The organism is Synechococcus sp. N32 (assembly GCF_900473895.1).
GTDB lineage: Bacteria > Cyanobacteriota > Cyanobacteriia > PCC-6307 > Cyanobiaceae > Parasynechococcus.
Window position 1 is genome coordinate 1 of the sequence record NZ_UCND01000007.1, and the last position, 20,355, is coordinate 20,355.

The 20,355-nt window shown below is 60.9% G+C and carries 19 protein-coding genes; 6 read left to right on the forward strand and 13 right to left on the reverse strand.

Annotation, left to right across the window (positions count from 1 at the left end; all coding sequences use genetic code 11):
- The 10 genes from DXY35_RS01840 to DXY35_RS01885 all read right to left on the reverse strand — a co-directional run.
- The coding region (locus DXY35_RS01840) for an NADH-quinone oxidoreductase subunit M (protein ID WP_115080676.1) at positions 1-1,476 on the reverse strand (1,476 nt) is incomplete at its 3' end.
- 10 nt (positions 1,477-1,486) lie between these two features.
- Positions 1,487-3,331, reverse strand: a complete 1,845-nt coding sequence (locus DXY35_RS01845) for an NAD(P)H-quinone oxidoreductase subunit F (RefSeq protein WP_115080678.1) — start codon at positions 3,329-3,331, stop codon at positions 1,487-1,489.
- A gap of 111 nt (positions 3,332-3,442) precedes the next feature.
- The gene (locus tag DXY35_RS13250) at positions 3,443-3,979 is read right to left on the reverse strand and encodes a BMC domain-containing protein (protein ID WP_114988511.1); all 537 of its coding nucleotides are present in this window, start codon (positions 3,977-3,979) and stop codon (positions 3,443-3,445) included.
- A gap of 53 nt (positions 3,980-4,032) precedes the next feature.
- Positions 4,033-4,284, reverse strand: coding sequence for a carboxysome peptide B (locus tag DXY35_RS01855; RefSeq protein ID WP_011363752.1), 252 nt, complete (start codon positions 4,282-4,284; stop codon positions 4,033-4,035).
- Positions 4,284-4,595: a carboxysome peptide A gene (locus tag DXY35_RS01860; RefSeq protein WP_006850911.1), complete on the reverse strand. Its 312-nt coding sequence runs from the start codon at positions 4,593-4,595 to the stop codon at positions 4,284-4,286. The genes DXY35_RS01855 and DXY35_RS01860 overlap by 1 nt, the downstream gene beginning before the upstream one ends.
- 2 nt (positions 4,596-4,597) lie before the next feature.
- Positions 4,598-6,343: a carboxysome shell carbonic anhydrase gene (locus tag DXY35_RS01865; RefSeq protein WP_115080680.1), complete on the reverse strand. Its 1,746-nt coding sequence runs from the start codon at positions 6,341-6,343 to the stop codon at positions 4,598-4,600.
- Between the two features lie 7 nt (positions 6,344-6,350).
- Positions 6,351-8,711, reverse strand: a complete 2,361-nt coding sequence (locus DXY35_RS01870) for a CsoS2 family carboxysome shell protein (protein ID WP_115080682.1) — start codon at positions 8,709-8,711, stop codon at positions 6,351-6,353.
- A gap of 101 nt (positions 8,712-8,812) precedes the next feature.
- A complete protein-coding gene (locus tag DXY35_RS01875; protein ID WP_006043651.1) occupies positions 8,813-9,154 on the reverse strand; it encodes a ribulose bisphosphate carboxylase small subunit in 342 nt (113 codons plus the stop codon).
- 59 nt (positions 9,155-9,213) lie between these two features.
- Positions 9,214-10,629 (reverse strand): form I ribulose bisphosphate carboxylase large subunit, encoded by a 1,416-nt coding sequence (locus tag DXY35_RS01880; RefSeq protein WP_011363747.1) that lies wholly within the window; start codon positions 10,627-10,629, stop codon positions 9,214-9,216.
- Between the two features lie 71 nt (positions 10,630-10,700).
- Positions 10,701-11,012 carry a BMC domain-containing protein gene (locus tag DXY35_RS01885; protein WP_006169870.1) on the reverse strand — a complete coding sequence of 104 codons (312 nt, stop codon included), beginning with the start codon at positions 11,010-11,012 and terminating at the stop codon, positions 10,701-10,703.
- 329 nt (positions 11,013-11,341) lie between these two features.
- Here DXY35_RS01885 and DXY35_RS01890 point away from each other — a divergent pair, with 329 nt between their 5' ends.
- On the forward strand, positions 11,342-11,950 hold the full coding sequence (locus DXY35_RS01890; RefSeq protein WP_170950483.1) for a non-canonical purine NTP pyrophosphatase: 609 nt from the start codon (positions 11,342-11,344) through the stop codon (positions 11,948-11,950).
- A gap of 19 nt (positions 11,951-11,969) precedes the next feature.
- On the opposite strand, the gene DXY35_RS01895 is transcribed toward DXY35_RS01890, so the two are convergent.
- Positions 11,970-12,755 (reverse strand): BMC domain-containing protein, encoded by a 786-nt coding sequence (locus tag DXY35_RS01895; protein WP_115008700.1) that lies wholly within the window; start codon positions 12,753-12,755, stop codon positions 11,970-11,972.
- Between the two features lie 118 nt (positions 12,756-12,873).
- Between DXY35_RS01895 and DXY35_RS01900 the strand changes: the two genes are divergently transcribed.
- The 5 genes from DXY35_RS01900 to DXY35_RS01920 all read left to right on the forward strand — a co-directional run bounded on the left by DXY35_RS01900 (position 12,874) and on the right by DXY35_RS01920 (position 18,161).
- Positions 12,874-13,251, forward strand: a complete 378-nt coding sequence (locus DXY35_RS01900; protein WP_038556224.1) for a hypothetical protein — start codon at positions 12,874-12,876, stop codon at positions 13,249-13,251.
- A 112-nt stretch (positions 13,252-13,363) separates the two neighbouring features.
- Positions 13,364-14,641, forward strand: coding sequence for a ferredoxin:protochlorophyllide reductase (ATP-dependent) subunit N (locus DXY35_RS01905; RefSeq protein WP_115080684.1), 1,278 nt, complete (start codon positions 13,364-13,366; stop codon positions 14,639-14,641).
- Between the two features lie 4 nt (positions 14,642-14,645).
- Positions 14,646-16,220: a ferredoxin:protochlorophyllide reductase (ATP-dependent) subunit B gene (locus DXY35_RS01910; RefSeq protein WP_115080686.1), complete on the forward strand. Its 1,575-nt coding sequence runs from the start codon at positions 14,646-14,648 to the stop codon at positions 16,218-16,220.
- 150 nt (positions 16,221-16,370) lie between these two features.
- Complete coding sequence (gene bchL / locus DXY35_RS01915) at positions 16,371-17,261, forward strand: ferredoxin:protochlorophyllide reductase (ATP-dependent) iron-sulfur ATP-binding protein (protein ID WP_114988518.1); 891 nt, start codon at positions 16,371-16,373, stop codon at positions 17,259-17,261.
- Positions 17,262-17,336: 75 nt separating this feature from the next.
- Entirely contained in the window at positions 17,337-18,161 is an 825-nt protein-coding gene (locus DXY35_RS01920) for a sulfotransferase domain-containing protein (RefSeq protein WP_170950484.1), read from the forward strand.
- Positions 18,162-18,167: 6 nt separating this feature from the next.
- Here the strand turns inward: DXY35_RS01920 and DXY35_RS01925 are convergent, their stop codons facing one another.
- Positions 18,168-19,121 carry a protochlorophyllide reductase gene (locus DXY35_RS01925; protein ID WP_115080690.1) on the reverse strand — a complete coding sequence of 318 codons (954 nt, stop codon included), beginning with the start codon at positions 19,119-19,121 and terminating at the stop codon, positions 18,168-18,170.
- Positions 19,122-19,470: 349 nt separating this feature from the next.
- Complete coding sequence (locus tag DXY35_RS12315; RefSeq protein ID WP_137006688.1) at positions 19,471-20,229, reverse strand: hypothetical protein; 759 nt, start codon at positions 20,227-20,229, stop codon at positions 19,471-19,473.
- Positions 20,230-20,355 lie beyond the last annotated feature (126 nt).

Here is a 20,355-nt window from a genome sequence, read left to right on the forward strand (position 1 = left end):
AGTGATCAGGCTGAGGCCCGTGGTGGCCGCCTCACTGAGGTTCGAAAGCAGCTCCGGAGCAAGGCCAAGCACCAGCACACCGAGGCTGAGGGCGATGGCCGGGGCCTGCTCCCGCAGCGCCACGCGATTGAGGATACGGGGATTCACCACCTCGCCGGGGGCGATCGCCAGGCGACCGAAGAAGGCGCGATTCACCAACAGCAGGAAATACACCGCTGTCAGTCCCGATCCCACCATGGAAAGCAGCGTGGCCAGGGGGAAGGGCTGCAGGCTGCCGCGGAAGATCAGGAATTCGGAAATGAAGCCGGCCATGCCGGGAATTCCGGCACTGGCCATCACCCCGATGATCATCAGAGATCCAGTGAGCGGCAGGCCGCGCTGGGGGTTGAGCAGGCCACGCAAGACGTTGAGGTCGCGGGTGCCGGTCTGGGCGTAAACGACACCCACCACCAGGAACAGCACGCCAGAGATCAGGCCGTGGCTCACCATCTGGAACAGGGCTCCCATCAACCCGAGCGGCGTTGCGGCGGCGGCGGCAAGCAGCACGTAGCCCATGTGGCCCACCGAGCTGTAGGCCACCATGCGCTTCATGTCGGTCTGGGCAATCGCCGCAAGGGATCCGTAAAGGACCGAGATCGCAGCCCAGCCAGCCAGCCATGGAGACGCCAGCTGCCAGGCATCGGGAAACAAGCCAAGGCAGAAACGCAGCAGGCCGTAGGTGCCCAGCTTGAGCAGCACACCTGCCAGAAGAACCGACACCGGTGTGGAGGCCTCGGTGTGGGCATCCGGCAGCCAGGTGTGGAAAGGGAAGAGGGGGATCTTGATGCCGAAGCCGATCAACAGAGCACCCATCAGCAGAAGCTGGGCGGTCATGCCCAGTTCACCGGCAAGGATCGGCCGCAGGCTGAAGTCCATGGTTCCGGTGACCAGGGCAATGCCAAGGAAGGCACCCAGGATCAGCACACCTGAGACGGCGGTGACGATCAGAAACTTCGTGGCGGCGTAGGCCCGGTTGGCACCACCCCACACAGCGATCAGCATCCAGAGCGGGATGAGTTCCAGTTCGTAGAACAGGAAGAAGAGCAGCAGGTTCTGGGCCAGGAAGGCACCATTCACCGCTCCGGAAATCACCAGCAACAGGGCGAAGTAGACCCGGGGGCGGTTTTCGATCGTGCGCGACGCGATGGCCGCCACCAGGCAGAGCACCCCATTCATCAACACCAGCGGCAACGACAAACCGTCCAGCGCCAAGGCGTAATCCAGGCCGATGGCATGCACCCAGCGGGCCTGCTCCACCAACTGCAAACCTGCGTCAGCAGCATCAAAAGGCAGCAACAGGGCGAAGCTCGCCAAGCACTGCACCACCAGCAGCACGATCGATACATCGCGCAGGCGTGCACTGGACGGGGATCCCGGCCAGAGGATCAGAGCCAGAGCCCCGAGGAAGGGAATCAGCAGCAGAAGGGAAAGAAGCATCTCGGGGCGATCAGGTGAGGAACCAGCTCACCGCAGTGAGGAAAAGAACGATGGCCAGAAGCACCGTCAGCACGTACGACTGGCTCTGGCCGCTGACGCTGAGCTTGAGGCTGTCGGCACTGGCCAGAGAGAAGCGAGCCACCCCATTGAGAAGACCATCCACCACATTTCGGTCGAACCAGGAGGCCAGGCGAGAGAAGCCAGCCACCACGTTGACGATGGTGAGGCGATAGAAGCGCTCGGTGTAGAAGTCGTAGGCCAGCAGGTCCTGCCACCAGCGCAACACAGGATTCAGCGAGCGGGACCAGGCCTTGCTCAGGGGGAGAACGGCGCCAGCGAGCAGGCCCAGCAGTCCGCTTCCCACCACCAAAGCTGCTGCCCAGAGGGGGAAGGCCAACAAACCATCGAGCGATTCAAGCCGCACCAGCAACAGCGGCGTGATCAGCACGATCACGGTGAGCGCCACCATTGGGAACGCCATCTGCCAGTTCACCTCGGCAGCCCGGCGAGACTTGATCAGGGAATCCCCCATGAACACATGGCGGAACACCCGCACCAGACCCATGGCGGTGAGTGCGTTGGTGAGCAGGAACACCGCCATGAACGGCACCGAGCGAACGCTCAGCAGTTCAATCGACTGGGCCAGGGCCAGGAAGCCACCCAGGGGCAGGAATCCCACGAGACCAGCACCACCCACCAGAAACGCCGTGGTGGTAGCCGGCATGCGGGTGCCCAATCCCCCCAGCTCGGTGATGTCCTGACAGTTGGTGGAGGCAATCACGCCGCCAATGCTCATCGACAGCAGCGCCTTGGACACGGCATGGGTGAACAGCAGCAACAAGGCCAGAACAGGGATCTGCAGCGCAATGGCGATGAAGACAAGGCCCATGTGGGCCGTTGTGGAATACGACTGCGTGCGTTTGATGTCCACCTGAGCCAAGGCCACCAAAGAGCCACCGATCGCACTGATGCTGCCGATCACGAGCATCACGCCGATGGCGATGGGCGAGAGCTGAAGGATCGGCATCACCTTCAGCAGCACGATGGCGCCGCAGGTCACCACCACCGAGTTCCGCAGAATCGAAGCGGGGTTCGGGCCCTCCATGGCTTCGTCCAGCCAGAGGTGCATGGGGAACTGGGCGCATTTGCCCGTAGGGCCAGCAACCAGGCCCAAACCCAAGAGCGTTGCCGCCAATGGAGAGAGGGTATCTTGAGCAGCCCAGGCGTAAAGGTCGTTGAACCCCATCACGCCGGAATAGCTGCAGAGCGCCACCACACCCATCAGCAGCAGCACATCACCAACGCGCTTGGTGAGGAAGGCATCTCGGGCTGCTGTGACCACCAGGGGTTGGGCGTACCAGAAACCCACCAATAAATAAGTGGAGAGCGTCAGCATCTCCAGCAGGAAATAGCTCTGGAACAGGGAGTCGCTGAGCACGACACCACTCATCGCACCCTCGAAAAAACCAAGCAGGGCAAAGAAGCGGGCCAACGCCCATTCCTTATCCATGTAGCCCAGGGAATACACCTGCGACAGCAAGCTGAGGCCCGTGATCAGTTCCAGGGCCACCAGGTTGGTGAGCGACAGGCTGAAGCTGATGTTCAGCTCCAGATCAGCCACGCTGAGCCAGGGGAAGGCCAGATCCACCGGCCCTGACTGGTACACCTCCTGCAGGATCAGGCTTCCGTGGGCGAAGGCCAGCAGGGTGAGAAGAATGTTGAGGTAGGCCGCCGGTCGATGGGCATCTCGGCGGAACCAGCCACAGGCCCAAGGGAGGGAAACCAGCATCCCGATGAACCCATAGAGCGGGATCAACCAGGCGGTCTGGATGGGAAGCGAAAGCTCCAGGGTCAAAACGGCGAGCGGGATGGTGATCGAGCTGGTCGCTGGTTGGCCGGCGAATCTAGGAGCCGGTCAGGAGCAAAAGGGCTCTTTGTGAACGGCTGTGAGGAGGCTTTTGTGCTTTCAGCTGCGGCGAGCTGCACCACTGCCGGCCAACACCGGCTCAACCTCTTTATGGGGACGGGCAATGATGTGAGCAGCAACGAGGCCGTCGCCCACGCGCTCGCAGGCATCGGCACCGGCACGAACAGCGGCATTCACTGCACCGGTTTCGCCACGCACCATCACCGTGACGTAGCCACCACCCACATACTCACGGCAGATCAGGCTCACCTCTGCAGCCTTGGTCATCGCATCGGCTGCCTCAATGGCAGGAACCATGCCGCGGGTTTCGATCATGCCCAGTGCCACACCGGGGACGATGGGGGAAGGGGTGGCAGCGGGCTTGGTCACGGCCGAGCCACCGCCGGATCCGGTGTTGGAAGCGCTGCTGCGACGGGTTGTGGTGGACGCACGACGGGTGGTTGAAGCAGGAGCTGCCTTGGCGGGAGTCGACGCGGGAGCAGGAGTGCTGGCCACAGGCTTCACGTCCACAGTCTTGTTCGCCGCGGCGGTGCTGCGGGTGGTGCGACGACGGGGGGTGGGGGAAGGAGTGGCCATGGATTGGTAGGTGTGGAAGCGGAACGGAAACGGCGGAGGGAAATGAAGGATCCCTATCCGTCCGGATTCCAGAAATCGATGATGCCACCAATGGTGAGATCGGTGAGAACGGTGTTGTCAGGGCAGGCATGCCGGGCAGCCGAACCGCTGGCGGTGAACACCCAGTTGCCCTCACGGGCACCCACGGGGTCAACCGCCACCAGCTTCTTGCCCTTGTTGTTCTTGAGAATGCGCAGGTGCATGTGATCCAGACCGGCAACCCGGTAGGAGCAGACCAGCGTTCCCATCACCTGCATGATCTCCATCAGCTGGCCTTGCCTCCCGCGGGTTTGCTGGGGCTGGGGGATGGAGAGGGAGCGGAGGTCTTCGGGGGGTCGGGTTCCCAGTGGTCAATGATCCCCACGATCGTGAGGTCACTGGGATACGACTTGCTGCCGGCGGCTTCACGGGCGGCCGAGCTGCTGACGCAGATCACCCAGTCCCCAGGTTTTGCACCCACCGCATCGACGGCCACCTTCTTGGTGCTGCCATCGAGCACTACCTGGAGGTGCTTGTGCTCGAAATCGGGAATCCGGTTGGTGGAAACGAGCGGCTTGACGACCTTGACGATGAGCATGATCAGTGAGCCTCCGGAAGTTGCGGGTCGAGCGTGGAACCGACGACCTCGGCCGGAGCCGTCTGGTTGCGGTCGCGAATGGTGAGACAAGTGTGGAGCAGACCCTCATCAACGAGAGCTGCGTAGCGATCGGCGATGGCCTGGTTCACCCGTTGGCAATCAGCGATGGCCCGTTCACGAGCACCGGGCACACGGCCGGAATAGTCGAAACGCACCACAACCGGAATCGGGAGATCCCGGGACACATTCAGACCCTTGAAGATTTTCACGCCCACATCGAGATCGGGGGCGCCCTCCTCGACGGTGTCGAGGTGGGCGAAATAGGTGAGATTGCGCAGATGCACCTCTTTAAAACCAATGCCAACGCCAATGAAACGCTCGGCGTGCCCGGCATCCGGGTAGGTGCCCCCGTGCAGATCCTGCACGTAGTCGATCTGGGAGAAGTTATTGGCGAGCAAACGGGTCAGGAACGACACCATCCCGGCATCCATGGGGCCAGGAGCAGAGCTCTCAACGGCTTCAGCAATCTGTGCCATGGCTTGATCGGCACTCATCGATGTCGTGGCGGCATGCAGTTCCCTGGCGCAGAGCCAACGGTCGAGCACCATCTCGCTGTCACGGCTTGGGGGATGCACTCGGATCGCATCGGTGTCGGTGTCGAGGCCGATCAGCAGAAGATCAACGGAGGCACCGCAACAGAAGCTGTTTTCCACCGACTCACGGAAGTCGAGCAACCGTTGGTGACCCGCCGCTGCCGCCAGTTCGTCATTGCTGCCATGGGCAGCGCAGCCCTGATGGGAGGGATCGAGGGAACTGAAGTGGTATGTCACCACCTTCAGGTAACGGGTGGGTTCCGTGGAGGGATTTGGTGAACCTTCGCGGTAGCGACGGTGCTCGGTTTTGACCCAGCGGTTCACCGTGTTCTCCACGTCGAACATGGCGCCGGCGTGGGAACGGCGACGCACAGCGCTGAAGGGAATGCGCAGGGCATAGGCCACGGTGTGAGCCAACCGACCATCGGCACAGGGCGTCAGGTCGAGCAGATGGATCCCACAGTCGAGCAGGAACTGTTCGAACTCCCGGGAGGCAGCACTGCCCGTACCGGCATCCAGGGGATCGTCCTGGAAGAAGCGGTCACTGAACAGCCGGTGGCTTTCGAACACACACCATGCGAACAGGGCGCGCATGTCGAGGGGGCGAACCCAGGCCCGCTGCAGGATGTGATCCGGAAGATCAAAGCCGAGTTCGGCCCGGCACAACCGCTGGGCCTGGGGAATGAAATCGGTTTCGTGCTGAAGCGCTGAAACCTGCTGAAGCAGGGGAACGATCCGATCAAAGCGGCCCTTGATCTCCTGCTCATAGGCCTGAAGACGGGCATTTGCCGCTGCATCCGTCAACGGATGGCGCCGGTGGGTGATCGGCAGAGAGCTGCGGCTCAGATTGAAAGGAACCGCCCGGGTGGCAGCCTTCTCACGGCGGACCCAGCCTGGCTGAGCGGGTGCGGGACGTTGAACGTCCTTGCTGGAGCGAATCCGACCACCACCGACCGGGGCGCCGCCCAGTTGAGCAGCCTTGCCCGCGGTGGTGAGGGCACGGCGCCGATCCAGAGCGGCCTTGCGGGTGGAGGACTCCACGTCAGACGTGGTCTGAACGGAATCAGAGGTTGTGGCCAGCTGTTGAAGCTGACGTCGGGTGGGTGCCGAGGGGGCCTGAGGTCGCCCGCCACGGAGAGGCTTGGAGCGAACCATCAATGAATCAGCCCCGTGCGCCGCCGGAGACGGTGATAAGGGAACCCTTTTCGGTGTTGCCGCTGGAACCGGTCACGCGGCTCACAGGCCATTCGTTCTCCTCGTTGCGCTTGCGCTCGAAGGGAGACATGGCACTCATCGGGCCGGGACGGCTTGGGTTACGACGGCGGGCCGAGGCACCCTCAGTACCGGTCACGTGCTCACCACGATCCCAGTCATCACCAGTGATCTTGGTGGAGGAACCCTCGCCGGTCACCCGGGATGCAGGCTTCTCGGAAGGCTCGCTGACCACAGCCACGGTGGGCTGGAACTGGCGCTGCTGACGGTTCTGGAACTCGCGGTTGTCGAAGCGGAACTGCTCGGTACCGGTCACCTTGCCGCCAGCCATGTCAAAAGGGCCGGTGATGCGATTCCCCTGCTCATAGGAGGTACCCGTCACACCAGACGCAGCCTCACGTTGCTGCTGGGCAGCACGGGCGGGAGACACCACGCTGAAGCGGGTCCAGGCAGCACCCTCAGGAGCTTGGCCATGGGTGTCAGTGCCAGCGGGAGCGTCAGCGCCGCAGGCAGCGGCCAGCTGATCAGCACCCACATAAGGAGTGCCGGTGACTGCTTCGCATGCACCACGCTTGTCGCCGGTCATCACACCACCCACACCGGGTTGGATGCCGGTCATGGCAGCGGAGGGGGTGCCAACACGCACAGGCGTGCGCTCACGGATGGCCTGAACTGCAGGGGTGCCGCAGTGCTGGCCGGCCTGCTCAAGACCTGCATAGGGGGTGCCGGTGACGGCCTGGCAGCTGCCGGGCTCATCGCCAGTCACGTTCTCCGAACGGCCCGTACGGGTGCCGCTCACCACCTGGTTGCGGTTGGTGATGCTGAAGCCAACCTTGGCGGCCTCGGGCTCGGGCTTGCCGCCACAGAACGCATTCACTTGCTCAGCACTCACGTACTGATCACCCGTCACGCGGTGGCAGGAGCCGAACTCATCGCCGGTCACCTGAGCGGAACGGCCGACCATGGTGCCGGTCACGCCAGTGCCGGAAAGGGTTCCGGAGAGACCCACCTTGGCGGCAGGGCGACCTTCGGGCAGAGGATCTGAACCGAGGTACTGATCGCCGGTGAGGCTGCGGTTGGCGCCTGCTTCATCACCGGTAACGCTGGCGGAGCGACCCACCATCACGCCACTCACAGGGCGCCCCTGTTCGGTGAGGCTGTGGCCCACCTTGCGCGGGGAGGTCACGCCACCACCGCAGTAGGCAGCGGACTGGTTCGCGGAGATGTACTCAGTGCCGGTCACGCTCTTGCAGGTTCCGGGCTCATCGCCGGTGACCTTTTCGGAACGGCCGACTTCATTGCCGGTGACGCGGTTGCCGTGGCTGGTGGCCGTGACGCGCACCTTGGCCGGGGTGGTGGCAGCGGGAGCGGTCTGACAGAAGGTCTGGAAGACTTCGGCGCCCAGGTATTCGGTACCGGTGATCGAACGGCAGGTGCTGGCCTCGTTACCGGTGGTTTTCACCGAGCGGTTGGCCTGGGTGCCGGTCACGGTTTGGCCACCGGTCGTGGTGCTTTCACCCACCTTCCAGTGGGCATCAGCGGCAGCGGCTTGCTTGGCGCCGTGGCGGTTGGGACCGGTGGGGCGAGTCACACCAGCGCTTTGCTTGTTGCGGGCACCGGCCTTGGTGCGCAGCTCACGCACCTGTTGTGCGAGCTCACGGCTGGTGAGGTCAGGGTTGGCCTGACGGGCAACGGCTGCTGCACTGGTGGGTTGCTTGCCAGCGGTTTTGCCGTGCTTCGACATGGCTTCACGACGGGCCAGCACCAGCGCGCGGCTGGGGTTCTCGATGGCACGACGCTTGGGAGTGGCCGAACGGCGCTCAGTGCGGGCAGACAACTTGGGAGCCGGTGCACTGAGGGAAGCCTTTTCAGCGGCACGCTTGCCACCGCAACCACAGCTCTTGGTGGTTTCAGCGGGTGCAGCAGCAGGAGCGGCTGCCTTGGTTTGACGGGCAACATCAGCGCGGTTGCGATCGCGGCTGGTGTCGGCGGTCTTACCGCGGCGGGACAAGGCATCACGACGGGCGAGCACCAGCTCGCGGCTGGGATCGCGATGGGGCTTGACCTGGGAGCTGCGGTTTGCGGAAGCAGCTGTGAAGGAGGTGGTCCGCTGCGGAGCTACAGCAGCGGGGGTGGCAGGTGCAGAGGCAGGCTCAGCAGCTGCGGCCGCGTTGGTGCGGGTGGGACGGGCATCAGCAACGGTGCGAACACGGTTGGCGCCATCACCAGCCGCTACCGAGGACTTCTTACCGGAAGTGGTCAGCGCCTTGCGGCGTTCAAGTGCGAGTTCGCGACTGGAGAGTCTTGCCATGTCCGCCCGAGGATGTCGTCGTGAAGTGGAAGGGCACTTGCCCCTCCGGAAAAAGCTGGAGCCCTGATCAGGTCAGGGCTCGGAACCAAGGGTTCGAAGGATCAGCGTCCTTCGAAGACCACAAAGCAGGCACCCTGGCTCTGGGTGTAGGCGTCGTAACCGACGATGCGCACGTGGTGGTCGGGGTATGCGCGGTGGCAAGCCTCGAGCTCACTGACAACGACGTTCAGATCCTTCTCACCGAAGAAGGGGAGCTTCCAATACGACCAGTAGGTGGCCATGGAGTTGCTGGGGTGGACGTGCTCGACGAGCGGGCTCCAACCCTGGGCAATGATGTAGGCGATCTGGTCGTAGATCTCGTCCTGGGTCATCGGCGGGAGGAAGCCGAAGGTCTCCAGGGTGGCGACTGTTTGATAGTCACCCACGGTGCTCTGGAAAGGCATGGGGATCCTGGGTGTAAGAAAAAGGGGTGGCCGGTTGCATCAACCGGCCGTTGAGACGATCAGTTCTGGACGTCGAGCTTGTCGACGGTGTCGAACTCGAACTTGATCTCCTTCCAGGTCTCGAGAGCGATGGCCAGCTCGGGGCTGTGCTTCGCGGCTTCCGTGAGGATGTCGCGGCTCTCTTTCTCGAGATGACGGCCGGCGTTGCGTGCCTTGACGCAGGCCTCGAGGGCCACACGGTTGGCAGCAGCACCTGCAGCGGAGCCCCAGGGGTGACCGTGGGTACCACCACCGAACTGAAGAACGGAGTCGTCGCCGAAAATGGTGACCAGGGCGGGCATGTGCCACACGTGGATACCGCCGGAAGCAACGGCGAACACGCCAGGCATGGAACCCCAGTCCTGATCGAAGAAGTTGCCGCGGCTGCGGTCTTCGGGCACGAAGGATTCGCGCAGCTGGTCGATGTAGCCGAGGGTGGTCTGACGATCACCTTCCAGCTTGCCGACCACGGTGCCGGTGTGGAGCTGGTCACCACCGGACAGACGCAGACACTTGGCGAGAACGCGGAAGTGGATGCCGTGCTTGGGGTGACGGTCGATCACCGCGTGCATGGCGCGGTGGATATGCAGCAACATGCCGTTCTTGCGGCACCACTTCGACAGACCGGTGTTGGCCGTGAAGCCACCGGTGATGAAGTCGTGCATGATGATCGGCATGCCGAGTTCCTTGGCGAACTCAGCGCGCTCGTACATCTCCTCGGGAGTGTTGGCGGTCACGTTGAGGTAGTGACCCTTGCGCTCACCGGTCTCCTGCTCGGACAGCTTGATGGCTTCCGCAACGAATTCGAAGCGGTTCTGCCAACGCTGGAAGGGCTGGGAGTTGATGTTCTCGTCGTCCTTGGTGAAGTCCAGACCGCCACGCAGGCACTCATAGACAACACGGCCGTAGTTCTTACCGCTCAGGCCGAGCTTCGGCTTGATGGTGCAACCCAGCAGAGGACGGCCGTACTTGTTCATCCGGTCGCGCTCGACCTGGATGCCGTTCGGCGGGCCGTAGCAGCTCTTGATGAACGCCATCGGGAAGCGGATGTCTTCCAGACGGAGGTGGCGCAGAGCCTTGAAACCGAACACGTTGCCGACCAGGGAGGTCAGAACGTTGGTGATGGAACCCTCTTCGAACAGGTCGAGGGGGTAGGCGATGAAGGCATAGAAAGACTCCTTGTCACCAGGGACGTCTTCGATGCGGTAGCAACGGCCCTTGTAGAAGTCGAGATCGGTGAGGAGCTCGGACCACACAGTGGACCAGGTGCCGGTGGAGGATTCAGCAGCCACAGCAGCGGCAACTTCTTCCTTGGGCACACCTTCTTGGCCGGTGCACTTGAAGCAGGCCAGCAGGTCGGTGTCGAGGGGGACGTAATCAGGAGTCCAGTAGGTATCCCTGTACTCCTTGACCCCAGCGTCGTACTTCTTGCTCATGGGAAAACTCCGTTAGGTCGGTGAAGAGGTTGAGACGTTCGCGTGCCTCGTCAGAGGCTCAGCGGAAGATCTCAGTCCTTCTGACCAAGGAAGTTGCCGTTACCCAGAGCAGGCTCCACTTCGCGGTGGGGGCGGGCAATGATGTGAGCGGCGACCAGGCCGTCACCGACGCGCTCGCAAGCGTCAGCGCCAGCGCGCACAGCAGCGTTGACAGCGCCAGTTTCGCCGCGAACCAGAACGGTGACGTAGCCGCCGCCGACGAACTCACGACCGATCAGGCGCACTTCGGCAGCCTTGGTCATGGCATCAGCTGCCTCGATGGCGGGGACCAGACCGCGGGTCTCGATCATGCCGAGGGCGATGCCCATGGTTTCGTTAGCCATTGCCTACCGGGAGAAGGGGTGGAATGTTCGCTGGGGACATTGCTTCGCCAGAACCCTTCCCGTCAAGCGATTTGGACGACTTTCTCGATCACTGTCCATAGTGAACCAAATAAGCCGGGCTTATCACCCTGTGCCTCACTGTTCCGGTCTGCTGTGGTGGTTCGTGTGATCACATCCCCACAAGTCGTTGTCGACGCTGGTGAAGCTGCATAGGTTCACGTTGCGACACCCTCCCAAAGCCTTGCTGCGGGGTGGAATGTTCAACCCAAATGGGTGGCGCTGGGTCGAATCCAGAGATTGTTAGTCCGTAGCCCCAACCAGCCCGCACAATGGAGGCCCTCTTATGTTGGCCCTCCTTGGCGCTTCAGCTCACCATCGCCACGAGCAACCCGATCAAGGTTGCCGAAATCGAGGCCATGCTGGGACCTCTACCTCTGGACGTGCAGCGTCAACCTGCCGATCTGGACGTTGAAGAGACGGGGAGCACCTATCGCGAAAACGCTGAGCTGAAAGCCAGCGCAGCCGCCCTGCGCACCGGCTGCTGGGCCTTGGCTGACGATTCAGGGCTTGAGGTGGATGCGCTTCAAGGGGCACCGGGTCTGTATTCCGCCCGCTACGCCGAGGGAAACGACGCCAAGGTGCAGCGGATCCTGAAGGAGCTGGTGGGATCGCCTTATCGGAGTGCCTGTTTTCGCAGCACGATGGTGTTGTGTGATCCCTCTGGCAGCTGTCGTGCCGCCGCGGAAGGCATTTGCTGGGGCGAACTCCTGAGTGCCCCGACCTACGCCGGCGGCGGATTCGAATCCCTGCTTTGGGTGCGGGAAGCCCGTTGCAGCTACGGCGAACTGAATGCGGCTCAGCTCAGCCGCCTGGGCAGCCGTGGGAAAGCGGCGCGAGCTCTGGCACCACAGCTGCGCGAGCTGCTGCACCTGAGCTGATCCGAGCTGGTCTGAGCGCTCAGCGCAGCCTTGCGTTGCTGTTGATGTGGTCGATGGCGCGCATCGCCGCCGCGGCCGCCTCCTCCACGTCACCTTCCCGTCCCGCCAGGGTGAGACGTCCGAAGGCACCCACCGCTTTCACGTCCACCAAGGTGATGTTGGAGGCTTTTTCCGCTTCGTTGGCAGCGATCAACACGTACCCGGCCGGCTCCGTCTCCAGGATGAACATGCTCATCCCGGCTTCGATCATTGAGCCGCGTCGGTTCTGCCGGTTGATCAGCACGGCATGGTCGGGGGTGATCGCCCGGATCACTTCCGTCCAGCTCACATCGGCTGGAGAACGCTGATCGATGGTGCTCCCGATCGCTTCCAGCACCACATCTCCGGAATGGAGCACCGTGCTCTGGTCGCGGTGATAGAGGGCCATCGAGCCGAACGCCCGCTCCACCACCATCTGGCCGAGACGGACGTTGCTGGCCTTCAGGGCGATGTCCGTCACCCGGTGCACCGCCATGCCCGGTGACACCTCCATCCAGAGGCAGGCATCTCCGGGGATGGGCAGAAATCCCTGGCTCACCGAACCCATATAGGCCGCCAGTTGCGGCTGGAGCGAGTCGATGAAGACGTGGGTGCGCAGTTCGATCGACTGCACATGGCTGTTCTGCCGCAACAGCCGAGGCGACTCCGAATCCGTTGTCACAACACAGCTCGCCCCCCCCTGCTGGGGGGTCACCTCAGTGCCGGTGACGAGAGCACTACCGCCGCGTCGCCGCTCCCGAGCATCGAAGCTGGCAAAACGTGTCATGGCGGGGAGTGTACCGGACGAATTCAGCTGAAACGGGCCAATAAAGAGTTAGAGCCTGCGGTCTTGCGCCTTGAAAAACAGCCGATACCGTCCGGAGAACCCCTCTAGAGATCTTGCAATGACTGAGCAGTCTTCTTTGAAGCCAGTGGATCTCAACGCTGATCAAGCCCTCGGGATGGTGAGCTTCGGCCTGATGCAACGGCTTGCGCAGGACGGCCAGGTGGATCTGCCCTGGCTGGAGGCATCAGGAAATGCAGACAGTGAGCGTCTGCGCCAGCTGCGTCAACGGCTGGAACTGACGTCATTGGCCATCGAAACTGGTGCTCCACTCACCACCGCGGAGGTGAGCATGCTGCTGGGGGCCCGCCCCGGAACGGAACGGGTGGAACGCGGTGGCCTCGTTGCCCGCCGAGTCAGCCGCAACGTCTGGCGCTTGAGCAAAGCAGAGGAGAGCGATCGCTCCGATCGTTACGACGGATTCCGTCGCCGCCTTTGAGCTGCGGCAGGACCTGCCTGGCTTGGGCGATCCCAAAGAGTTTGAGCGACCTTTCCACCCCTCAGCGGATTTATTCGCAACTTGGAGAGGTTGATCATCAAGGGAGCGGCCGATGGCCGGGCCAACGCTGCTGAAGGAGTCGGGGCCGCGCGAAGTGTTCTGCGGCCTCACCTCGATTGTGTGGCTGCATCGGCGCATGCCCGATGCCTTTTTTCTTGTGGTGGGATCACGCACCTGCGCCCATCTGATCCAGAGCGCCGCGGGGGTGATGATTTTTGCCGAACCCCGTTTCGGCACAGCCATTCTCAGCGAGCGGGATCTGGCTGGCCTCGCCGATGCCCACGACGAACTCGACCGGGTCTGCAGGGAACTGCTGCAACGCCGCCCCGAAATCCGCACGCTGTTTCTGGTGGGGTCCTGCCCCAGCGAAGTGATCAAGCTGGATTTGGCCCGGGCCGCCGAACGACTCAACGAAGAACTGACAGGCCGGGTGCGGGTGGTGAACTACTCCGGCAGCGGAATTGAAACCACGTTCACCCAGGGAGAAGACGGGGCACTGGCAGCCCTCGTTCCCCTGCTCCCCGCCAGCGATGAGCGTCAGTTGCTGATGGTGGGAACCCTCGCTGATGCCGTGGAAGACCGGCAGATGCACCTGTTCCAGCGGATGGGCATCGAGACGATTCGCAGCCTGCCGCCCCGGCAATCGACTGACCTGCCCGCCGTGGGAGCGGGAACCACGGTGCTGCTGACCCAACCCTTTCTCACGGAAACTGCGCGCCTGCTCAGCGACCGCGGCGCCACGGTGCTCACGGCCCCCTTCCCGTTTGGGGCCGAGGGGAGTCGCCGCTGGATGGAGGCTGCTGCTGCTGCCTTTCATCTGCCTGATGAACGGGTTGCTGCTGTGCTCGACCCGTTGATTGAGCGAGCCCAGAGCGCCTTGGCCCGCCATCGCGCAGTGCTGGAGGGCAAGCGGATCTTCCTGCTTCCAGAATCCCAGCTGGAACTGCCCCTGGCCCGGTTTCTGCAACGGGAATGCGGCATGGAACTGGTGGAGGTGGGCACGCCTTATCTGAACCGCGAACAGATGGCTGCCGAGCTGGCCTTGCTCCCCGATGACGTCCCGGTGATGGAAGGGCAACACGTGGAGCAGCAACTGGATCGGGTTCGCGCCAGTCAGCCCGATCTGGTGGTGTGCGGGATGGGCCTTGCCAATCCGCTGGAGGCCGAAGGCATCGCCACCAAATGGTCGATCGAACTGGTGTTCAGCCCGATCCACGGCATCGACCAGGCCGGCGACCTGGCGGAACTGTTTTCGCGGCCATTGCGTCGCCGGCAACTGATTCGCCCGGGCCTCCACCCCAACAGCCCCGACCCAACCGTGCACGCCTGATCCCATGCAACTCACGCTCTGGACCTACGAAGGACCACCCCATGTGGGAGCCATGCGCATTGCCGCCTCCATGCGCGGCGTTCATTACGTGCTCCATGCCCCCCAGGGGGACACCTATGCCGATCTGCTGTTCACGATGATTGAGCGGCGCGGACAGCGTCCGCCCGTCACCTACACCACCTTTCAGGCCCGGGATCTCGGCGGGGACACCGCCGAACTGGTGAAACGGCATGTGAGTGAAGCGGTGGATCGCTTCCAACCCGATGCCCTGCTGGTGGGGGAAAGCTGCACCGCGGAGTTGATTCAGGATCAGCCCGGTGCCCTGGCCCAGGGCATGGAGCTCACCATGCCGGTGGTGAGTCTGGAGCTGCCGGCCTACAGCAAAAAGGAGAACTGGGGAGCCGCAGAAACCTTCTACCAACTGGTGCGCAACCTGCTGAAGGAGCAGGCGCCAGCCAACAGCCAGCACGACCCCAGGGCATGGCAACACCAGGGCCGCCGGCCCCGGGTGAACCTGTTAGGCCCATCCCTGCTGGGCTTCCGCTGCCGCGACGACGTACTGGAGGTACAGAAACTGCTCACCCTGCACGGCATCGATGTAGGTGTGGTGGCGCCCCTCGGGGCAGGCGTGGAGGATCTGCAGCGGATCCCCGATGCCGATCTCAACGTCTGCCTTTATCCGGAGGTGGCGGAATCCAGCTGCAGCTGGCTGGAGCGCAATTTCGGCATGCCCTTCAGCCGAACGGTGCCGATTGGCGTGGGCGCCACCCACGATTTCCTCGTCGAAGTGCACGAAATGCTGGGGATGGAGCCCCCCGCTCCCGACGAGGGCTACCGGCGCTCACGCCTGCCCTGGTATTCAGAATCCGTTGACTCCACGTACCTCACGGGCAAGCGAGTGTTCATCTTTGGCGACGGCAGTCACGCCCTCGCCGCAGCCCGGATCTGCAGCGAGGAACTGGGTTTCACGGTGGTGGGGCTGGGCACCTACAGCCGGGAGATGGCCCGGCCCGTGCGGGCCGCCGCCAAAGCCCTGGGCCTGGAGGCCCTGATCAGTGACGACTACCTGGCGGTAGAAGCGGCCATGGCCGAAGCGGCACCGGAACTGGTGCTGGGAACCCAGATGGAGCGCCACAGCGCCAAGCGGCTGGGGATTCCCTGCGCGGTGATCAGCACACCCATGCATGTGCAGGACGTTCCTGCCCGAATGAGCCCCCAGATGGGCTGGGAAGGAGCAAACGTGATCTTCGACGACTGGGTGCACCCGCTGATGATGGGCCTGGAGGAACACCTGATCGGCATGTTCCGCCACGACTTCGAATTCGTGGATGGCCACCAGAGCCACCTGGGCCATGCCGGTGGTGCCGGCGCCGCCGACAGTTCCGGCTTGAGTGACATCCCAGGGGAGGGCGATGGCGCTCTGCAGTGGACGGCCGATGGGGAAGCCGAGCTGAAGAAGATCCCCTTCTTCGTACGGGGAAAGGTGCGACGCAACACGGAGGCTTACGCGCGCGATGTGGGCTGCAGAGAGATCAGCAGCGAAACGCTGTATGACGCAAAAGCCCACTTCAAGGCATGAGCATTTGCACTCATTTCTTTTTATTTAATCGAAAGAAATTCTGCTCTTGCAACTCAATCAAGAACCAGACCTTTCATTTCTTGGTGAAAACCAACCACTGCACATCTGCTGCTGTTGAATGAAATCGACTTCTCTTGCACAGGTCGCTGCATGACCACAACCCTGACGCGACCGGCAGACGGTGAAGGCAGCGTGCAGGTCCACCAGGACCCGGCACTGAACATCCAGGAAGAAACCCTGGTGATCGCGGTCTATGGCAAAGGCGGGATCGGCAAATCCACCACCTCCTCGAACCTGTCAGCCGCCTTCTCGAAGCTGGGCAAGCGGGTGCTTCAGATCGGCTGCGACCCCAAGCACGACAGCACCTTCACCCTCACCCACAAGATGGTGCCGACGGTGATCGACATCCTTGAAGAGGTGGACTTCCACAGCGAAGAGCTGCGGCCTGAGGATTTCGTCTTCACCGGCTTCAACGGGGTGCAGTGCGTCGAGAGCGGCGGCCCGCCGGCGGGCACGGGCTGCGGCGGATACGTGACCGGGCAGACCGTGAAGCTGCTCAAGGAGCACCATCTGTTGGAAGACACCGATGTGGTGATCTTCGATGTGCTCGGCGATGTGGTGTGTGGTGGTTTCGCCGCCCCGCTGCAGCACGCCAACTATTGCCTGATTGTGACCGCCAACGATTTCGATTCGATCTTCGCGATGAATCGCATCGTTCAGGCGATTCAAGCCAAAGCCAAGAACTACAAGGTGCGGCTTGGCGGCGTTGTCGCGAACCGCTCGGCAGACACCGATCAGATCGACAAGTTCAACGATCGCACCGGCCTGCGCACCATGGCCCATTTCAGGGATGTGGATGCCATCCGGCGATCCCGACTCAAGAAATGCACCATCTTTGAAATGGATGATGCCGATGAGGCTGTGCAAGCGGTGCAGAACGAATATCTGCGGCTGGCCCAGAACATGCTCGACAAGGTGGAGCCGCTCGAGGCCACATCCCTCAAAGACCGCGAAATCTTCGACCTGCTGGGATTCGATTGAAATAGCTAAGAAGCAAGCTAAAATCCCCATCAACAAACGGGGAGAATGGAGAAACTATTTTTAAGCATTGGAGCAATGAAAGCCGGCACCACCTGGCTCTATTCACTGCTGGAACGGCATCCACAGATCCATTTCACTCCTGAAAAAGAAGTCCATTTTCTAGCCCACCATTATCTCAACACAAAATATCTCACTGAAGACCATCGACGGCATCGAGCTCAGACACGACTTAGTAACATCGGCAACCTCAGACCTGAACGCCAGGAGCTCATTCGTTCCTGGTACAACGATCAATATCTGAATGGAACTCCGTCTCTAGACTGGTATCAGAATCTCTTCCGTAGCAGTCAAGGAAGACCTGGATGGAATGCAGATTTCAGCAATCTGTCAGCCCTTATTGATGCTGAGGGCTGGAAACAGCTTCGATCAGACGTTAGCAAAGAAATTAAAGTGATATACATCCTCCGGGAACCCTGTGAACGACTCTGGAGTCAATACAAATTTTCGGGCCAATCACACGAGAAAATCAATCCATCAGAATTTGAAAAAGAGATCGAGCAATTTTTGAAAGATCCTGACGTGAATGTACACAGTCAATACTGCAGAAACCTTGACGCTGTTTGTGAAGGACTGGGTCACCAGAATGTCAAAGCATTACTTTTTGACGACATCCAAGATCAGCCCGAAGCGTTGCTGGCCAGCGTCGAGCAGTTCCTCGAGATTCCCGCTCGAGACCACTCCAGTCACAACAACCTCAACCGTAGGATCAACACAACGGCGGCCCAATCTCCTCCTGCTGTGTTCCGACAGCACTGTGCTCAGATCGTCGCGCGTGAGCTGCATGGCTTACAGATTCGCGGGATTGCTGTTCCTCGCCGGTGGAAGGAGATGCCGCACTGAGCCGATTTATCCCAGGCCCACCAATGCCATGGAGAGCTCCCACACCCGGCGGGCTGTTTCTGGATCAGTGGCCTTGTCAGACAGTTCCTGGCTGAACTGCTGTCCATCCTTCTTCTGGCGGTTGCCCCAGCTCCAGTGCACCCCGGATTCGGCGAAGTCGGGATTGGCCACCACATCAGCCACCCGTTCTCCCGCCAGGGCCTGGGTGACATAGCCGCCGGTGATGTTTTTCTGAAACCAGGGGAAGATCGTCTGGAAGGCCTTGGGGGTGTTGCGGAACAACGGTGTGTCTGCCACACAGCCCGGGTAGAGCGACGTGAAGGTGACCCCCGTGTCCCCGTGCAGACGGCGATGCAGCTCTTGAGTGGTGATCATGTTGCAGAGCTTGCTGTCTTTGTAGGCCTTGCCGGGCTTGAACGGCTTGCCACTGGCCATGGCGACGGGGTCTTTGAACCCGGCCTCAAAGCCTGAGAGGTCCCCCAGATCTGCCGGCGCAGGGATCGGAATCTTGCCCCCAAGCTCCTTGGAGTTCGCCGTCACTGTGCCCAGGATCACCACCCGCTTGGAGGGATGAGTGGAGGCCTTCAGCCGACCCAAGAGCAGCTGCACCAGCAGGAAATGGCCGAAATGGTTGGTGGCCATCGAGATTTCATAGCCCTGGGGCGAACGCTCCGGCTGCTTCAGTTTCGGCTTGTACACGGCTGCATTGCAGACCACGGCATCCACGCGCTCGGGCAAGGCATCCACCGCCCGACGCACACTGTCGAGATCACCCAGATCCATCAACACGTGCTTGAGACGCTCCTTGGGGAGGTCCATATCGTCGGCAGCTGCCGCGGCACGCTGCGGGCTGCGGTTCGCCGTGATCACCGTCCAACCCCGCTTCACCAAGGCGCAGGTGGCATTCAGGCCCACACCGGAGGTGGTGCCGGTGATCAGAACGGTGCCGGGCGTGGACATCAAGACAGGACCAGGAAGGCTGCCAGTCTGCCGGTCAGCACTCAATCCCAATGCCGCTGGTCACGAATCTCAGCGCAGCCTCTCGAGTGCAGGAAATTCGGAAAGCGATCAGCTTTCCAAAAATATTGAAGAAACATACAAAACCAAATACGACAGGATGTGTATTTGGAGCGATAAAAGGCCTAAAGGGACCTAAAAACTGAAGCCTTAGGGGAAGACATTGACATTGAACGGATGGGATAGCCCGCAAACATCTCAACACCCCTAATTCTCAAACAAAATATATACACAACTGACCTCAATGACTAACAGACGAATCATTCTTGCAACCCGAGAATAAAAGCGACGACTATTCAAGCATTACGCTGTTATTAGACACATAAATGTCAAACGATTTATCGGAGCCACTTACAATATACTCGCGATATTTTTTTAGCGGAGCCAACGAATAAAACCTTCTGCAGTTGAATTTGTCATCGCCTTGCACAAGTCGACAATCACCCAACAACCAACTAGCAGACGGCTCTCTGTGGTGGACTGAATACTCATTCCTCTTCACTTGATCTTCTTCTTTTGCCTGATCGCCAACGAATAACACTTTTTTGTAATTCGCGAGAGCTTGACAGCCTGGAATATATTCAAATTCATCATTGCATCCCTCAATTTTCTCAAGAGACCACAATGAAATCAGCTTTGTCAAAGGATCTCCATCTGATGAGTAAGTAAATTCAGAAACCTCTTCATCGAGAACTATCGAATCAAGAACAGAACACTTCCCAGAATTGAGATGTTCTATGGGGACTAGCGCATTATCAATTGGATACACCAGAATTCCCTTTTTATCCGGAGAAGAATATCTAAATTGAGTTTTCGATGTTATGGCCTCACAATCATCTTGACTAATCTGATTACTTCTGCCGCCCCCTTTTTTAACCGCCTTAATAAATTCATCCTTAATCGAAGCAGCTTCCTGTTCTTTCGAATTTTGATTTGCGTCTTTATTTCTTAAAAGAACACTGTCAGGAGCCCGAGTTGTCGCCGTAGATTCGCCATCTAACTGCTTGGATAAATGGCAACCGGCCAATACAAAATTCACGGCAATGGCCACAACACAAAAAGCAGAACGAATCACAACCACTAAATACAACAATTTTGCTTACTTTAGCACAGCTACTCATCCAATAAACAAGGCACCTGAAGACCCAGATACCCGAAAAAAATCGTTTGACTATAG

Excerpts from the sequence above, each read along its gene's own strand:
- DXY35_RS01880 (WP_011363747.1), bottom strand. The coding sequence starts at position 10,629 with ATGAGCAAGAAGTACGACGCTGGGGTCAAGGAGTACAGGGATACCTAC.
- DXY35_RS01870 (WP_115080682.1), bottom strand. The coding sequence starts at position 8,711 with ATGGCAAGACTCTCCAGTCGCGAACTCGCACTTGAACGCCGCAAGGCG.
- bchL (WP_114988518.1), top strand. The coding sequence starts at position 16,371 with ATGACCACAACCCTGACGCGACCGGCAGACGGTGAAGGCAGCGTGCAG.
- DXY35_RS01900 (WP_038556224.1), top strand. The coding sequence starts at position 12,874 with ATGACTGAGCAGTCTTCTTTGAAGCCAGTGGATCTCAACGCTGATCAA.
- DXY35_RS01920 (WP_170950484.1), top strand. The coding sequence starts at position 17,337 with ATGAAAGCCGGCACCACCTGGCTCTATTCACTGCTGGAACGGCATCCA.
- DXY35_RS01865 (WP_115080680.1), bottom strand. The coding sequence starts at position 6,343 with ATGGTTCGCTCCAAGCCTCTCCGTGGCGGGCGACCTCAGGCCCCCTCG.
- DXY35_RS01910 (WP_115080686.1), top strand. The coding sequence starts at position 14,646 with ATGCAACTCACGCTCTGGACCTACGAAGGACCACCCCATGTGGGAGCC.
- DXY35_RS01925 (WP_115080690.1), bottom strand. The coding sequence starts at position 19,121 with ATGTCCACGCCCGGCACCGTTCTGATCACCGGCACCACCTCCGGTGTG.
- DXY35_RS13250 (WP_114988511.1), bottom strand. The coding sequence starts at position 3,979 with ATGGCCACTCCTTCCCCCACCCCCCGTCGTCGCACCACCCGCAGCACC.
- DXY35_RS01890 (WP_170950483.1), top strand. The coding sequence starts at position 11,342 with ATGGAGGCCCTCTTATGTTGGCCCTCCTTGGCGCTTCAGCTCACCATC.
- DXY35_RS01895 (WP_115008700.1), bottom strand. The coding sequence starts at position 12,755 with ATGACACGTTTTGCCAGCTTCGATGCTCGGGAGCGGCGACGCGGCGGT.
- DXY35_RS01905 (WP_115080684.1), top strand. The coding sequence starts at position 13,364 with ATGGCCGGGCCAACGCTGCTGAAGGAGTCGGGGCCGCGCGAAGTGTTC.
- DXY35_RS01875 (WP_006043651.1), bottom strand. The coding sequence starts at position 9,154 with ATGCCTTTCCAGAGCACCGTGGGTGACTATCAAACAGTCGCCACCCTG.
- DXY35_RS01885 (WP_006169870.1), bottom strand. The coding sequence starts at position 11,012 with ATGGCTAACGAAACCATGGGCATCGCCCTCGGCATGATCGAGACCCGC.
- DXY35_RS01860 (WP_006850911.1), bottom strand. The coding sequence starts at position 4,595 with ATGCTCATCGTCAAGGTCGTCAAGCCGCTCGTTTCCACCAACCGGATT.
- DXY35_RS01855 (WP_011363752.1), bottom strand. The coding sequence starts at position 4,284 with ATGGAGATCATGCAGGTGATGGGAACGCTGGTCTGCTCCTACCGGGTT.